Source organism: Labrenzia sp. ATLA3 (genome assembly GCF_057180185.1).
Genome location: NZ_JBXUKV010000016.1, coordinates 1 through 16,689, shown reverse-complemented (window position 1 = coordinate 16,689; position 16,689 = coordinate 1). Strand labels below are relative to the sequence as shown.

Sequence of the window (16,689 nt, the reverse complement as noted above, 5' to 3'; positions counted from 1 at the left end):
ACGTCTCCGTTGACGTTGAGCTGATCGTGCCGATCGCGATGGAAGAAGGCCTGCGCTTCGCTATCCGCGAAGGTGGCCGTACCGTCGGTGCTGGCGTCGTCGCATCCATCATCGAATAATTTGAATTCGGCCTGCCGGGCCTTGTGCCCGGCAGGCCTACCTCTTAAGTCTTGCGATGTGCGGCTTCAGAGGGTATCAGGAGCAAGTTCGTTCAGGCGGACTTCTGAAGGGGTATAGCTCAGCTGGTAGAGCGACGGTCTCCAAAACCGTAGGTCGCGGGTTCGAACCCTGCTGCCCCTGCCAATTTGCTCTTGATTAATCTGCCTCGAGGGCTTAAGAGTTTCCTCGAGTGAGGCGCGCGAAGTTTTTCGCGCGCCCACTCGTATTTAACAGACCGGAATCGGAATGGCGAAGACCAATCCCTTTAAATTTATCCAGGAAGTACGCGCGGAAACGTCCAAGGTCACTTGGCCGACGCGCAAGGAGACGGCGATAACCACCGTGATGGTTTTCATCATGGTTGTGATCGCTGCAATCTTTTTTCTCGTGGCAGATCAGTTGATGGGCTTCGGGATCGGCTATCTTCTGGGTGTCGGCGGCTAATTTACTGCAGCCGCCCGGGCGATTGTCCGGTTTGAAGACAAAGAACAAGAAACGGAACTGAGATCCATGGCCAAGCGCTGGTACATTGTGCACGCCTACTCCAATTTCGAGAAGAAGGTCGCCGAGTCCATCCGCGAAAAGGCTGAGCAGAAGGGTGTGTCCGATCTGTTCGAGGAAATTCTCGTTCCGATGGAAAAGGTCGTTGAAGTGCGCCGTGGCCGCAAGGTTGATGCTGAGCGCAAATTCTTCCCGGGCTACGTCCTGGTGAAGATGGAAATGACCAACGAGGCGTTTCACCTGATCAAGGATACACCGAAGGTGACCGGGTTTCTGGGGGCGGATCAAAAGCCAATGCCGATCCCGGAAAAAGAAGCTATGCGCATCATCAACCAGGTGCAGGAAGGTGTTGACCGGCCGAAGCCGTCCGTCACCTTCGAGGTTGGCGAGCAGGTGCGTGTTTCCGATGGTCCGTTCGCATCCTTCTCCGGTCTTGTCGAGGAAGTCGACGACGAGCGCGCACGTCTCAAGGTGGCAGTGTCCATCTTTGGCCGCGCAACGCCGGTGGAACTGGAATTCGGTCAGGTCGACAAGCTCTGACCGTTTGCTGCCCTGAGGGGTGGCTTGAGAGCCCGGTCGCAGTGTCCAGCGGGATACGGTTTCCGGGATGAAAGGGTGGAAGGTTCTGGAGCTCTTCGCCGGGTTCCGAAAAGGGCCGGACCACCAACTCCCAAGCAGTTGAAGAGCCATTCAGCTGTATATGACTGGAGAGAAACATGGCGAAAAAAATTGAAGGTTTCCTGAAGCTTCAGGTGCCGGCAGGTTCCGCTACTCCGTCGCCGCCCATTGGTCCGGCGCTCGGTCAGCGTGGTCTGAACATCATGGAATTCTGTAAGGCGTTTAACGCTGCCACGCAGGATGCTGAAAAGGGCGCTCCGTGCCCGACCGTGATCACTTACTACTCCGACAAGTCCTTCACGTTCGAAGTGAAGACGGCTCCGGTCAGCTTCTTCCTGAAGAAAGCTGCGAAGCTGCAGAAGGGTTCCCAGACCCCGGGCCGTGGCACGGTAGGTTCTGTGACCAAGGCTCAGGTGAAGGAAATCGCCGAAGCCAAGATGAAGGACCTGAACGCCAACGACGTCGATGCAGCAATGCTGATGGTCGAAGGCTCCGCCCGCTCCATGGGCCTTGAGGTAACGGAGTAAGATCATGGCGAAGGTTGGTAAGCGTATCAAGACAGCGCGTGAAGGTCTCGACCGCAACAAGCTGTATTCCCTGAACGAAGCTGTTGGCCTCGTGAAGGACCGTTCCAAGACCAAGTTCGACGAAACCGTTGAAGTTGCGATTAATCTCGGTGTTGATCCCCGCCATGCAGACCAGATGGTCCGCGGCGTGTGCATCCTGCCGAACGGCACCGGCAAGACCGTTCGTGTTGCCGTGTTCGCACGTGGCGACAAGGCTGAGGAAGCCAAGGCAGCCGGCGCCGATATCGTTGGTGCAGAAGAGCTGGTTCAGGAAGTTCAGGGCGGCAAGATCGATTTCGATCGCTGCATTGCAACTCCGGACATGATGCCGCTCGTCGGCCGTCTCGGTAAGGTTCTCGGCCCGCGCGGCCTGATGCCGAACCCGAAAGTCGGCACTGTGACTCCGGACGTCAAGTCCGCTGTCAACGACGCCAAGGGCGGCGCCGTTCAGTTCCGCGTCGAAAAGGCCGGTATCGTTCATGCCGGCGTTGGCAAGGTGTCCTTCTCCGAAGAAGCGATCACCGAGAACGTCAAGGCCCTGCTGGACGCTGTTCAGAAAGCCAAGCCGACTGGCGCAAAAGGCACATACCTGAAGCGCATCGCCGTGTCCTCTACGATGGGCCCGGGCGTGAAGGTCGACCTCGCCACTGTTGCTGGCGAATAATCCGGACTTTCCGGATTGATACAAGATTTCGGCCGAATGGCCGAATAGACCTGGCGGCTAGCCGCCAGGTTGCCCTGTCCGAGACTGCAGGTGCCGGGAAACCGGCTTAAGCCGAACAAGGCCTGCATAGATGGGTGAGAACCGATTTCGCCACCGATCCGGTGGACCGACCCGGTTCGAACCAGACCTTGCCGGGCGCCCAAGGGCGCGAAGGTGAGGGGACAGGACCCTGAGCGTCGCCAGGATGGGTGGTTCCGGGTTCGGGACCATCTGCCAGGCGGCAAGGTAAACCGGCGGCATCACAGCCGCCAAATGGAGAAGGCAAGTGGAAAGAGCGGAAAAGCACGAGTTCGTGTCGGCCCTCAACGCCGAGCTGGGTAACACCGGTGTTGTCGTCGTCGCGCACTATGCAGGCCTTTCGGTAGCTCAGATGACCGCATTGCGGGCATCCGTGCGCGAAGCCGGCGGCACTGTAAAAGTCGCAAAAAACCGCCTTGTCAAACTCGCCCTTCAAGGCACCGACCTTGAGCACATCTCCGACCTGTTTCAGGGCCCGACCGTTATCGTCCACTCCGACGATCCGGTAGCCGCTCCGAAAGCAGCCGTCGATTTCGCCAAGGCAAACGAAAAGTTTGCAATTCTTGGTGGTGCTCTTGGCTCGACCAACCTGAACCCGGATGGGGTCAAGTCTCTGGCAACCATGCCGTCGCTCGATGAGCTGCGTGCGAAACTGGTTGGCATGATCCAGACCCCGGCTTCCCGGATTGCACAGGTTGTCAACGCTCCGGCCGGGCAGCTTGCCCGCGTCTTCGGCGCTTACGCCAAGAAGGACGAGGCCGCATAAGGCGTCCAAACACACTGTCTCACGTAACCAAAACTGGTTCGAACTTAAGGTACTGAAAAATGGCTGATCTTGAAAAGCTCGTCGACGAACTGTCCGCACTGACCGTTATGGAAGCTGCTGAACTCAGCAAGCTTCTGGAAGAAAAGTGGGGCGTTTCTGCTGCTGCTCCGGTCGCAGTTGCTGCTGCTGCTGCTGGTGGTGGCGATGCCGCTGCTGCTGAAGAAAAGACCGAATTTGACGTTGTCCTGACCGCTGCTGGCGACAAGAAAATCAACGTCATCAAGGAAGTCCGCGCTATCACCGGTCTTGGCCTGAAAGAAGCTAAGGAGCTCGTCGAAGGCGCTCCGAAGCCGGTCAAGGAAGGCGTTGGCAAAGACGAAGCAGAAGAGCTGAAGAAGAAGCTCGAAGAAGCTGGCGCATCTGTCGAGCTGAAATAATAGAGGCCTTTTGGCCTTTTGAACGGTCCCGGGTAACCGGGACCGTTATTCGCCCCGGCGGGATTTTCCCGTTTCCGGGGCATACGTACCACTAGAGCATCCTGCTTTCGCAAGACGGCAGACCAAGATGTTCTGGGCCCCTAAGTCCGGTCAACTTGTCTGGTTTCAGGTGAGGGCACCTGAAGCAGGTTGATCCAGGGGGGACGGTTTTCCGAAGCGCCCGGGCGCTCGCCCGATTGGAAAAGGGGCGTTTCGGGAAGCCGTTACCCGGCCGATACGAGGAGCGACAATGACCCAAACGTTCAACGGTCGCAAAAAGGTCCGTAAATATTTCGGATCGATCCGCGATGTCGCGGCTATGCCTAATCTCATCGAGGTTCAAAAAGCATCCTACGACCAGTTTCTACAGGTCGATGAGATGCCGGGCGGTGGCCGCAAGAATGAAGGCCTTGAAGCGGTCTTCCAGTCCGTATTTCCGATCTCGGATTTTGCGGGCACTTCCCTTCTGGAATTCGTTTCCTTCGAATTTGAAGCTCCAAAATACGACGTCGACGAGTGCCGCCAGCGCGACATGACCTTTGCAGCACCGCTGAAGGTTACTCTGCGCCTGATCGTATTCGACGTCGATGAAGACACCGGTGCCAAGTCCGTCAAAGACATCAAGGAACAGGATGTCTACATGGGCGACATGCCGTTTATGACCGACAACGGCACCTTTATCGTCAATGGTACCGAACGCGTCATCGTCTCCCAGATGCACCGTTCTCCCGGTGTGTTCTTTGACCATGACAAGGGCAAGACCCATTCTTCCGGCAAGCTGCTGTTCGCAGCGCGCGTGATCCCGTATCGCGGTTCCTGGCTCGACATCGAGTTCGACGCCAAGGACATCGTGCATGCGCGTATCGACCGCCGCCGCAAGATCCCGGTTACCTCCCTGCTGATGGCGCTTGGCCTCGATGGCGAAGAAATCCTCAACACGTTCTACAAGCGTATCGATTACACCCGTCAGAAGGATGGCTCCTGGCGGATGCCGTTTGATGGCGCTCGGCTGAAGGGCACCAAGGCGTCCTACGACCTGATCGACGCCGACAGCGGCGAAGTGGTGATCGAAGGTGGTCGCAAGATCACCCAGCGCACCATCAAGCAGCTCGAGGAAAAGGGCGTCACCGCTCTTAAAGTGACCGACGAAGACCTTCATGGCCAGTATCTGGCGGAAGACATCGTCGACATGAAGAGCGGCGAGATCTATGCCGAAGCCGGTGACGAGATTACCGGCAAGCTGCTGGAAGAACTGGTGGACCGTGGTTACCACGACCTGCCGATGCTCGACATCGACCATGTCAACACAGGTCCCTACATCCGCAACACGCTGTCGGTCGACAAGAACGAATCCCGCGAGGATGCGCTGTTCGACATCTACCGCGTGATGCGCCCGGGCGAGCCGCCCACCATCGACACTGCCGAGGCGATGTTCCAGTCGCTGTTCTTCGATGAAGAGCGCTACGATCTGTCCGCGGTTGGCCGCGTGAAGATGAACATGCGTCTTGACGTGGAGTGCGCCGACACTGTCCGCACACTGCGCAAGGCCGACATCCTTGAAGTCATCCGGGTTCTTCTGGAACTGCGTGACGGCAAGGGCGAAATCGACGACATCGACAACCTCGGCAACCGCCGTGTTCGTTCTGTCGGCGAGCTGATGGAAAATCAGTACCGCGTCGGTCTGTTGCGTATGGAACGCGCGATCAAGGAGCGCATGAGCTCGGTCGAAATCGACACGGTCATGCCGCAGGATCTGATCAACGCGAAGCCGGCTGCCGCTGCCGTTCGTGAATTCTTCGGCTCTTCGCAGCTGTCGCAGTTCATGGACCAGACCAACCCGCTGTCGGAAGTCACCCACAAGCGCCGCCTGTCGGCTCTTGGACCGGGTGGTCTGACCCGTGAACGCGCAGGCTTCGAAGTTCGTGACGTTCACCCGACGCACTATGGTCGTATCTGCCCGATTGAAACGCCGGAAGGCCCGAACATCGGTCTGATCAACTCGCTGGCAACCTTCGCCCGTGTGAACAAGTACGGCTTCATCGAAAGCCCGTACCGGAAAGTGAAAGACGGCGCCGTTACCAACGAAGTCGTCTATCTTTCCGCCATGGAAGAAGCCAAGCACTACGTGGCCCAGTCCAACGCCGTCTACGACGACGAAGGCCGGTTCACGGAAGAGCTGATCACCTGCCGTCACGCCGGCGAAAACATGATGGTTCCGTCCGACAAGGTCGACCTCATGGACGTGTCGCCGAAGCAACTCGTGTCCGTCGCGGCCGCGCTCATCCCGTTCCTCGAGAACGATGACGCCAACCGCGCACTGATGGGCTCGAACATGCAGCGTCAGGCCGTTCCGCTGGTGCGTGCCGAGGCACCGTTCGTGGGTACCGGCATGGAGCCGATCGTGGCCCGCGATTCCGGGGCCGCCATTGGTGCACGCCGTGCGGGTGTTGTCGATCAGGTGGATGCGACGCGTATCGTTATCCGCGCGACCGAGGACCTCGATCCGGGCAAGTCCGGTGTCGATATCTACCGTCTGCAGAAGTTCCAGCGGTCCAACCAGAACACCTGCATCAACCAGCGTCCGCTGGTGCGTGTCGGTGACCGGATCAACAAGGGCGATATCATCGCCGACGGTCCGTCGACCGATCTTGGCGATCTGGCGCTCGGCCGGAACGTGCTCGTCGCGTTCATGCCCTGGAACGGCTACAACTTCGAGGATTCCATCCTCCTGTCCGAACGGATCGTCTCTGACGACGTGTTCACCTCCATTCACCTCGAGGAATTCGAAGTGATGGCCCGTGACACCAAGCTTGGACCGGAAGAAATTACGCGTGACATTCCGAACGTTTCGGAAGAAGCGCTGAAGAACCTCGACGAAGCCGGCATCGTCTACATCGGCGCCGAACTGAACCCGGGCGATATCCTGGTCGGCAAGATCACGCCGAAGGGTGAAAGCCCGATGACACCGGAAGAAAAGCTTCTGCGTGCCATCTTCGGTGAAAAGGCGTCCGACGTTCGCGACACTTCCCTGCGTCTTCCGCCGGGGGTTTCGGGTACTGTTGTCGAAGTGCGCGTCTTCAATCGCCACGGCGTTGAAAAAGACGAACGTGCGATGGCTATCGAGCGTGAGGAAATCGAGCGTCTCGCAAAAGACCGCGACGACGAACAGGCGATCCTCGACCGCAACGTCTATGGCCGTCTGGCCGAGATGCTGATGGACAAGACAGCCGTTGCCGGCCCGAAGGGCTCCAAGAAGGACACCGTGCTCACCGGGGACGTTCTCAACGACTTCCCGCGCTCGCAGTGGTGGCAGTTTGCCACTGACGACGAGAAGTTCATGTCCGAGATCGAAGCTCTGCGTGGTCAGTATGACGACAGCCGCAAGCGTCTCGAGCAGCGTTTCATCGACAAGGTCGAGAAACTGCAGCGCGGTGACGAACTGCCGCCGGGTGTCATGAAGATGGTCAAGGTCTTCGTTGCCGTGAAGCGCAAGCTTCAGCCGGGCGACAAGATGGCTGGCCGTCACGGCAACAAGGGCGTGGTCTCCAAGATCAACCCGTGCGAAGACATGCCGTTCCTGGAAGACGGCACGCATGTCGATATCGTGTTGAACCCGCTCGGCGTTCCGTCGCGCATGAACGTCGGTCAGATCCTTGAAACCCACCTGGGTTGGGCCTGCCGCGGCATGGGTAACCGGATCGGCGAATTGTACGAAGAGTACAGGAAGTCGGGCGAGATCGACGAGTTGCGCGGCAAGATCGTCGAGATCTATGGCGACAACATGAAGGGCGACAACGTCAAGGAATACGACGACGAAGGCGTCGTCCGCCTGGCGGAGCAGCTGAAGAAGGGCGTCAGCATTGCAACGCCAGTCTTCGACGGTGCGCGTGAACCCGATGTCGTCGAGGCGCTCAACATCGCCGGCTATGATCCGAGCGGCCAGTCCGTTCTGTATGATGGCCGAACCGGTGAAGAGTTCGACCGCAAGGTGACCGTGGGCTACATCTACATGTTGAAGCTCCACCACCTTGTCGACGACAAGATCCATGCCCGTTCGATTGGCCCGTACTCGCTCGTCACCCAGCAGCCGCTCGGTGGTAAGGCACAGTTCGGTGGCCAGCGCTTCGGGGAAATGGAGGTCTGGGCGCTTGAAGCATACGGTGCAGCCTACACGCTGCAGGAAATGCTCACCGTCAAGTCGGATGACGTTGCCGGCCGTACAAAGGTCTATGAGGCCATCGTACGTGGCGACGACACCTTCGAGGCGGGCATTCCGGAAAGCTTCAACGTGCTTGTGAAGGAAATGCGGTCCCTGGGTCTCAACGTTGAACTGCAACGAACCGATGTCCCAGTGATCGGCGAGGAAGAAACTGCGGACGCCGCAGAATAACCCCGCCTACGGACCACAAATGACTTGGAATGCCGGTTGCGGGGAGGGGCGCAAGAGCTCGCTCCCCCGCCGCGCATCGAAGGAGATGGATCATGAATCATGAGGTCATGAACCTGTTCAATCAACAGGCTCCCACACAGACCTTCGACAATATCCGGATTTCGCTTGCGAGCCCGGAAAAGATCTTGTCCTGGTCTTTCGGCGAAATCAAAAAGCCGGAAACCATCAACTACCGTACGTTCAAGCCTGAACGTGACGGTCTGTTCTGCGCGCGTATCTTTGGTCCGATCAAGGACTACGAGTGCCTGTGCGGCAAGTACAAGCGCATGAAATACAAGGGCGTTATCTGCGAAAAGTGTGGCGTTGAAGTCACCCTGTCGCGGGTCCGCCGTGAACGCATGGGCCACATCGAACTGGCCGCGCCTGTTGCGCACATCTGGTTCCTGAAGTCCCTGCCGAGCCGTATCGGCCTTCTGCTCGACATGACACTGAAGGATCTGGAACGGGTTCTGTATTTCGAGAACTACGTGGTTCTCGAGCCGGGCCTGACCCCGCTCAAGCAGCACCAGCTTCTGTCTGAAGAAGACTTCGTCGCCGCTCAGGACGAGTATGGCGAAGATGCCTTCACCGCAATGATCGGTGCTGAAGCGATCCGCGAGATCCTGATGAGCATGGATCTGGAGCGCGAAAGCGAGAAGTTGCGTCAGGAGATCGCCGAGGCGACCACCGAACTGAAGCCGAAGAAGCTTGCCAAGCGTCTGAAGGTCATCGAAGCATTCATGGAATCGGGCAACCGCCCGGAATGGATGATCATGACTGTCGTTCCGGTAATCCCGCCGGATCTTCGTCCGCTGGTTCCGCTTGACGGCGGCCGGTTCGCGACGTCCGATCTGAACGATCTCTACCGCCGCGTGATCAACCGTAACAACCGTCTGCGCCGCCTGATGGAACTGCGTGCTCCGGATATCATCATCCGGAACGAAAAGCGCATGCTGCAGGAGTCCGTTGACGCCCTGTTCGACAACGGCCGCCGCGGCCGCGTCATCACCGGTGCCAACAAGCGTCCGCTGAAGTCGCTGTCCGACATGTTGAAGGGCAAGCAGGGCCGGTTCCGTCAGAACCTGCTCGGCAAGCGCGTCGATTATTCCGGCCGTTCGGTTATCACCGTGGGTCCGGAACTCAAGCTGCACCAGTGCGGCTTGCCGAAGAAGATGGCGCTCGAGCTGTTCAAGCCGTTCATCTATTCGCGGCTTGACGCCAAAGGCTTCTCTTCGACCGTGAAGCAGGCCAAGAAGCTGGTTGAAAAGGAACGTCCGGAAGTTTGGGACATCCTCGACGAAGTCATCCGTGAGCACCCGGTTCTCCTGAACCGCGCGCCGACGCTGCACCGTCTTGGTATCCAGGCATTTGAACCGACGCTGATCGAAGGCAAGGCTATCCAGCTGCACCCGCTCGTCTGCTCGGCCTTCAACGCCGACTTCGACGGTGACCAGATGGCTGTTCACGTACCGCTGTCGCTGGAAGCCCAGCTTGAAGCGCGTACGCTGATGATGTCGACCAACAACATTCTGCACCCGGCAAACGGTGGCCCGATCATCGTTCCGTCGCAGGATATCGTTCTGGGTCTCTACTATCTGTCGATCATGGCGGAAAAGGAACCGGGCGAAGGCATGGTCTTCGGCAACACCGGTGAGATCCACCACGCGCTGGCCAACAAGGTCATTACGCTGCACACCAAGATCAAGGGCCGGTTCCGCTCCATCGATGCCGATGGAAACGAGACCTCCGAGATCAACGAAACCACTCCGGGCCGCATGCTTATTGCGGAGCTTCTGCCGAAGCACCACGAAGTGCCGTTCGAGGTCTGCAACAAGCTGATGACCAAGAAGGACATCTCCAAGATGATCGACACGGTTTACCGTGCCTGCGGTCAGAAGGAGACGGTTATCTTCTGTGACCGGATCATGCAGCTTGGTTTCAAGAACGCCTGTAACGCCGGCATCTCCTTCGGCATGGACGACATGGTCATCCCGGACACCAAGCACAATCTGGTGGCGGAAACCTCGTCGCTCGCAACCGAATACGAGCAGCAGTACAACGACGGTCTGATCACCCAGGGCGAGAAGTACAACAAGGTTGTCGACGCCTGGGCGAAATGTACCGACAAGATTGCTGACGAGATGATGGCCCGCATTAAGGCGGTCCAGATCGATGAGGAGAGCGGACGTCAGAAGCCGATGAACTCGGTTTACATGATGTCTCACTCCGGTGCCCGTGGTTCGCCCCAGCAGATGAAGCAGCTGGCCGGCATGCGTGGCCTTATGGCCAAGCCGGATGGTTCCATTATCGAGAACCCGATCATCTCGAACTTCAAGGAAGGTCTGTCGGTTCTGGAGTACTTCAACTCCACGCACGGTGCCCGTAAGGGTCTGGCCGATACCGCACTGAAGACCGCTAACTCCGGTTACCTGACCCGCCGTCTGGTGGACGTCGCCCAGGATTCCATTATTCTGGAACCGGATTGCGGATCCACGCGCGGCATCACCGTTGCTCCGATCGTCGATGCCGGTAACGTCATCGCCTCGCTCGGCATGCGCGTTCTGGGCCGTACGACTGCGGAAGATGTCTACAACAACCAGACCGGAGAACTGCTTGTCGCCAAGGGCACGCTGATCGACGAGAAGGACGTTGATGCCATCGAGGCCGCCAAGGTTCAGCAGATCAAGATCCGTTCGGTTCTGACCTGTGAAACCGAAACCGGCGTCTGCGCGACCTGCTACGGTCGTGACCTTGCACGTGGTACACCTGTGAACATGGGTGAAGCTGTCGGCGTTATCGCCGCACAGTCCATCGGTGAGCCGGGCACGCAGCTGACCATGCGTACCTTCCACATCGGTGGTACCGCACAGGTGGTCGACAGCTCGTTCATCGAGTCCAACGTCGATGGTACGATCAAGATCCGGAACCGTTCGGTCAATCGCGACAGTGACGGCAATCTGATTGCCATGGTCCGCAACATGTCCATCGTTGTTATCGACAGCGACGGTAACGAGCGCGCCGTGCACCGGGTGGCCTATGGTTCCAAGCTGCATGTCGATGAAGGCGATGCGGTCAAGCGCGGCCAGCGGATCGCCGAATGGGATCCGTATACCCGTCCGATGCTTGCAGAAGTCGACGGTATCGTGGACTTCGAGGATCTGGTCGATGGTGCGTCCGTTCAGGAAACGGCCGATGAGGCGACCGGTATCACCAAGCGTGTCGTCATCGACTGGCGCTCTTCGCAGCGTGGTCAGGATTTGAAGCCGGCAATCGTCATCAAGGACGAAAAAGGCACCATTTTCAAAACCGACCGCGGCTCCGACGCTCGTCTGATACTATCCGTGGACGCGATCCTGTCCGTTCAGCCTGGGTCTTCGGTCAAGGCTGGTGACGTTCTGGCCCGTATCCCGCTGGAAAGTGCAAAGACCAAGGACATCACCGGTGGTCTGCCGCGTGTTGCGGAACTGTTCGAGGCTCGCCGTCCGAAGGATCATGCGATCATCGCCGAAATCGATGGTACGATCCGCTTCGGTCGCGACTACAAGAACAAGCGCCGCGTCATCATCGAGCCGGCGGAAGAAGGTGTCGAGCCCGTCGAATACCTCATCCCGAAAGGCAAGCACTTCCATCTTCAGGAAGGCGACGCCATTGAAAAGGGTGAGTACATTCTCGACGGTAACCCGGCTCCGCACGACATCCTGGCCGTTAAAGGCGTGGAGGCCCTGGCGGCCTACCTCGTCAACGAAATCCAGGAAGTCTACCGTCTGCAGGGCGTGACCATCAACGACAAGCACATTGAAGTGATTGTCCGCCAGATGTTGCAGAAGGTCGAAATCACCGATCCGGGTGACACGGAGTTCTTCGCAGGCGAACAGATCGACAAGATCGACTTCGAAGAAGCCAACAGCCGGGCGATCGACAATGCACGCGATCCTGCCAAGGGAGTGCCGGTTCTGCTCGGTATCACCAAGGCGTCGCTGCAGACGCGGTCGTTCTTCTCCGCCGCCTCCTTCCAGGAGACGACCCGCGTTCTTACCGACGCAGCGGTCAACGGCAAAACCGACCCGCTGGTCGGCCTCAAGGAGAACGTCATCGTTGGCCGTCTGATCCCGGCCGGTACCGGTGGGGTGATGAAGCGGATCCGCAAGATCGCGAGCCATCGCGACGACCTGATCCAGGAAGCTCAGCGTCAGCAGTCTTCGGACAGCGCAGCGGAAGGGCTTCTGGAAGACATGACCGGCGCAGCCGAATAATCGGTCTGCCGTCTAGCTATCGAAAGGCCGCCCTCGGGCGGCCTTTCTTGTATAATGAGGCAAAAGAGGCCTGATCATATGAACGACAATGAAGTTGAACTGGATCCGGTGGTCTACATCGTGATTGGCAGGGTGTGGGAAAACGAAGAGGCGTCGCCGGATGATGCCATTACCATTCACGCGCTGCTGAGGGCGCCTGATGATGATGATGCAGTGCGCAAGACGCTTGAGGCGCTTTCCGCCCAGGGGTTTGCGGAAGCCGAACTCGACCAGATCGGGGTTATGGACGGCGAACCGGATGACCCGGTTTACGAAGGCGCCTATCAGGATGCCCTTGCCGGCAACGTCGCCATCGTGACGTTCACGGCCTGACCGGCGAAAAGATCTTCGACATTCGCTCTGTGCGCAATATACCTGCTGTGCGTTTGGCGCATAGCAGAGGCGAGGGGGAAGGCGGCTTGCGAATCCAGGTTGCCTTCCGGCCAGACTTGTCTGGAATCACCACGTGAATCAACGTGCTGCAGGGCCGGACAAACGAGTCTTCGCAATCGAGTGCCCCGTTTTGACTCATTCCGGTCAGACTTGATTCAGGATTCCTCTGGTTTGCGGAATCACGGTGCGCAATAAAATTACCAAAAAGCACCGAAAAGGTATCGAATGAAGCTGCTAAGTGATGGGATTCCTTCCGGAAATTCAGATGACCAAGCTGTAACCCGCACAAACGCTGTTTTTTCGACAAAGCACTTGACGCAATGGGTGCATATGAGTAGTTTCCGCGCATCCCAAGGGCAGGCGGTAAGAGTGAACCCGTCCAGCGCTAACCAAGGCGCAGGACCCAGTCCTCTTAAACGCTGCCGGGCTATATAGGCGAATACGCGTCGATTGCATGACCGCGGGGCAACTCGTGGTCCTCTGGTTTTTCGCAGCGCCTGCCGCTCTTCATTGAGCGCGCGGGCGCGATTTTGCATGTCTTTACGGGTCAAACCGGAGAGAGGTCAAAGTCAGCGGGGGACTGCAGTTGCATACGAATTTTTGGATGGACAAGGTAAAGGGCAAAGAATGCCGACCATCAACCAGTTGATCCGCAAGCCGCGGAAAGATCCGCCTAAGCGGAACAAGGTGCCGGCCATGGAGGCCTGCCCCCAGAAGCGTGGTGTTTGCACCCGCGTTTACACGACGACGCCGAAGAAGCCGAACTCGGCTCTTCGTAAGGTGGCCAAGATCCGCCTGACCAACGGCTTCGAAGTCATTGGCTACATCCCGGGTGAAGGTCACAACCTTCAGGAACACTCGGTGGTCATGATCCGCGGCGGCCGCGTAAAGGATTTGCCGGGTGTGCGCTACCACATCATCCGTGGTGTGCTCGATACCCAGGGCGTCAAGGATCGTAAGCAGCGTCGTTCGAAATACGGCGCGAAGCGGCCGAAGTAAGGAGCACATAGATGTCCCGTCGTCACCGCGCTGAAAAACGCGAAATTAACCCGGATCCGAAGTTCGGGGATATCGTCGTAACCAAGTTCATGAACTCCATCATGTACGACGGTAAGAAGTCGACCGCAGAGCGCATCGTGTACGGTGCATTCGACGTCGTCGAGAACAAGACCCGCGAGAACCCGATCGAAGTGTTCCACGCAGCTCTTGAGAACGTCATGCCGCAAGTGGAAGTTCGCTCCCGCCGTGTTGGTGGTGCGACCTACCAGGTTCCGGTCGAGGTTCGTACCGACCGCCGTCAGGCCCTGGCAATTCGCTGGCTGATCACTGCGGCTCGCAATCGTAACGAAACCACGATGGTTGACCGTCTTTCCGGCGAACTGCTCGATGCGGCCAACAACCGTGGCACCGCAGTCAAGAAGCGCGAAGACACGCACCGGATGGCAGACGCCAACCGCGCATTCTCGCACTATCGCTGGTAATTTGTGACTTCGAAGGGCTGACGCTATGGCGCGCACGCATAAAATCGAGGACTACCGCAACTTCGGCATCATGGCTCACATCGATGCTGGAAAGACCACAACGACCGAGCGGATCCTCTTCTACACTGGTAAGAGCCACAAGATCGGCGAAGTTCATGACGGCGCAGCCACCATGGACTGGATGGAGCAGGAGCAGGAGCGTGGCATCACGATCACCTCTGCTGCAACCACCGCTTTCTGGAAAGAAAAGCGCCTGAACATCATCGACACCCCGGGCCACGTTGACTTCACCATTGAAGTTGAACGGTCCCTGCGTGTGCTCGACGGTGCCGTCGCCCTTCTGGATGCAAACGCTGGCGTTGAGCCGCAGACGGAAACTGTCTGGCGTCAGGCCGACAAGTACCACGTTCCGCGGATGATCTTCGTCAACAAGATGGACAAGCTGGGCGCCGACTTCGATCGTTGCGTCACGATGATCAAGGAACGCCTCGGCGCAACTCCGCTGGTCATGCAGCTTCCTGTTGGCGCAGAAAGCGACTTCGCCGGTTGTATCGACCTTCTGGAAATGAAGGCTCTGATCTGGCAGTCTGAAAACCTCGGTGCTGCCTGGGACATCGTTGACATCCCGGCTGATCTCGTAGATCGCGCTCAGGAAGCTCGCGATGCTCTGATCGAGACTGTCGTTGAAGTTGATGAAGCTGTCATGGAAGCTTATCTGGAAGGCGAAGAGCCCTCCATTGAGACGCTCAAGAAGCTTATCCGCAAGGGCACGATCAGCACCGAGTTCGTTCCGGTGTTCTGCGGTTCCGCGTTCAAGAACAAGGGCGTTCAGCCGCTTCTCGACGCTGTTGTCGATTACCTGCCGAGCCCGGTCGAAGTGCCGGACATCAAAGGCATCGACCCGAAGACCGAAGAAGAAATCATTCGCAAGTCTTCGGACGAAGAGCCGCTTGGTCTGCTGGCGTTCAAGATCGCCAACGACCCGTTTGTCGGTTCCCTGACGTTCTGCCGCATCTATTCCGGTGTTCTGAACAAGGGCGTGTCCCTGCTGAACACCGTTAAAGAAAAGCGTGAGCGCGTTGGCCGGATGATGCAGATGCACTCCAACTCCCGCGAAGACATTGATGTAGCCTATGCAGGCGATATCGTTGCTATCGCAGGTCTCAAGGACACCACGACCGGCGACACCCTGTGTGATCCGCTGAAGCCGGTGATCCTGGAGCGCATGGAATTCCCGGAGCCGGTTATCGAGATCGCTGTCGAGCCGAAGACCAAGGGCGACCAGGAAAAGATGGGCCTCGCGCTCAACCGCCTGGCTGCAGAAGATCCGTCCTTCCGCGTCAAGAGCGACGAAGAATCCGGTCAGACCATCATCGCCGGCATGGGCGAACTGCACCTGGACATCATCGTCGATCGCATGAAGCGCGAATTCAAGGTCGAAGCCAACATCGGTGCACCGCAGGTGGCTTACCGTGAAACCATCACCAAGGTTGCTGAAGTGGATTACACCCACAAGAAGCAGTCTGGTGGTTCCGGTCAGTTCGCTCGCATCAAGCTGGTCATCGAGCCGGCTGAGCCGAATGAAGGCTACGTCTTCGAAAGCAAGATCGTCGGTGGTTCCGTTCCGAAGGAATACATCCCGGGCGTTACCAAAGGTATTGAAAGTGTCATGTCCTCCGGTCCGCTGGCAGGCTTCCCGATGCTCGATATCAAGGCAACCCTGATCGATGGTGCCTACCACGACGTTGACTCCTCGGTTCTCGCCTTCGAAATCGCCGGCCGTGCCGGTTTCCGCGAAGGGATTGCCAAGGCCGGCCCGAAACTGCTCGAGCCGATCATGAAGGTCGAGGTTGTCACTCCGGAAGACTACATGGGTGACGTTATTGGTGACTTGAACTCCCGCCGCGGCCAGATCGCCGGCACGGAGAACCGGGGCATCGTAACCGTCATCACCGCAATGGTCCCGCTGGCCAACATGTTTGGTTACGTGAACAACCTGCGTTCCATGTCTCAGGGCCGCGCACAGTACTCGATGGTGTTCGATCACTACGAGCAGGTGCCGCAGGCTGTCGCCGAAGAGGTTCAGGCGAAGTACGCCTGAGCCCATCCTCTTAACGTCAAGAAGAACTAGAGAAACGGAGTAATCCGATGGCGAAAGAAAAATTTGAGCGCAATAAGCCGCACGTTAACATTGGCACGATTGGCCACGTTGACCACGGCAAGACGACGCTGACCGCAGCAATCACCATGACGCTGGCTGAAACCG

General features: G+C 58.1%; 14 protein-coding genes and 1 tRNA gene. All 15 read left to right on the top strand.

Annotation, left to right across the window (positions count from 1 at the left end):
- The coding region (locus tag AC2A6O_RS28970; protein ID WP_498932173.1) for an EF-Tu C-terminal domain-related protein at positions 1–119 on the top strand (119 nt) is incomplete at its 5' end.
- Positions 120–227: 108 nt separating this feature from the next.
- Positions 228–303 (top strand) — tRNA-Trp (locus AC2A6O_RS28965).
- Between the two features lie 102 nt (positions 304–405).
- Positions 406–603: a preprotein translocase subunit SecE gene (secE, locus tag AC2A6O_RS28960; protein WP_148586592.1), complete on the top strand. Its 198-nt coding sequence runs from the start codon at positions 406–408 to the stop codon at positions 601–603.
- A 66-nt stretch (positions 604–669) separates the two neighbouring features.
- A complete protein-coding gene (gene nusG, locus AC2A6O_RS28955; RefSeq protein WP_148586593.1) occupies positions 670–1,200 on the top strand; it encodes a transcription termination/antitermination protein NusG in 531 nt (176 codons plus the stop codon).
- 176 nt (positions 1,201–1,376) lie between these two features.
- Positions 1,377–1,805, top strand: a complete 429-nt coding sequence (gene rplK / locus AC2A6O_RS28950) for a 50S ribosomal protein L11 (protein ID WP_148586594.1) — start codon at positions 1,377–1,379, stop codon at positions 1,803–1,805.
- A 4-nt stretch (positions 1,806–1,809) separates the two neighbouring features.
- Positions 1,810–2,508 (top strand): 50S ribosomal protein L1, encoded by a 699-nt coding sequence (gene rplA, locus AC2A6O_RS28945; RefSeq protein WP_148586595.1) that lies wholly within the window; start codon positions 1,810–1,812, stop codon positions 2,506–2,508.
- Positions 2,509–2,833: 325 nt separating this feature from the next.
- Positions 2,834–3,352, top strand: a complete 519-nt coding sequence (gene rplJ / locus AC2A6O_RS28940) for a 50S ribosomal protein L10 (RefSeq protein ID WP_023001583.1) — start codon at positions 2,834–2,836, stop codon at positions 3,350–3,352.
- Between the two features lie 59 nt (positions 3,353–3,411).
- Entirely contained in the window at positions 3,412–3,789 is a 378-nt protein-coding gene (gene rplL, locus AC2A6O_RS28935) for a 50S ribosomal protein L7/L12 (RefSeq protein ID WP_148586596.1), read from the top strand.
- A 289-nt stretch (positions 3,790–4,078) separates the two neighbouring features.
- Entirely contained in the window at positions 4,079–8,218 is a 4,140-nt protein-coding gene (gene rpoB / locus AC2A6O_RS28930) for a DNA-directed RNA polymerase subunit beta (RefSeq protein WP_498932171.1), read from the top strand.
- A 92-nt stretch (positions 8,219–8,310) separates the two neighbouring features.
- Positions 8,311–12,510 carry a DNA-directed RNA polymerase subunit beta' gene (gene rpoC, locus AC2A6O_RS28925; protein WP_148586598.1) on the top strand — a complete coding sequence of 1,400 codons (4,200 nt, stop codon included), beginning with the start codon at positions 8,311–8,313 and terminating at the stop codon, positions 12,508–12,510.
- A 78-nt stretch (positions 12,511–12,588) separates the two neighbouring features.
- Positions 12,589–12,882 (top strand): regulator, encoded by a 294-nt coding sequence (locus AC2A6O_RS28920; protein ID WP_148586599.1) that lies wholly within the window; start codon positions 12,589–12,591, stop codon positions 12,880–12,882.
- A gap of 687 nt (positions 12,883–13,569) precedes the next feature.
- A complete protein-coding gene (rpsL, locus tag AC2A6O_RS28915; protein ID WP_006936459.1) occupies positions 13,570–13,941 on the top strand; it encodes a 30S ribosomal protein S12 in 372 nt (123 codons plus the stop codon).
- Positions 13,942–13,952: 11 nt separating this feature from the next.
- The gene (rpsG, locus tag AC2A6O_RS28910) at positions 13,953–14,423 is read left to right on the top strand and encodes a 30S ribosomal protein S7 (RefSeq protein WP_023001588.1); all 471 of its coding nucleotides are present in this window, start codon (positions 13,953–13,955) and stop codon (positions 14,421–14,423) included.
- Between the two features lie 25 nt (positions 14,424–14,448).
- On the top strand, positions 14,449–16,524 hold the full coding sequence (gene fusA, locus AC2A6O_RS28905; protein WP_148586600.1) for an elongation factor G: 2,076 nt from the start codon (positions 14,449–14,451) through the stop codon (positions 16,522–16,524).
- 47 nt (positions 16,525–16,571) lie between these two features.
- Positions 16,572–16,689 (top strand): GTP-binding protein (locus tag AC2A6O_RS28900; protein ID WP_498927975.1); only part of this gene is annotated, 118 nt, incomplete at its 3' end.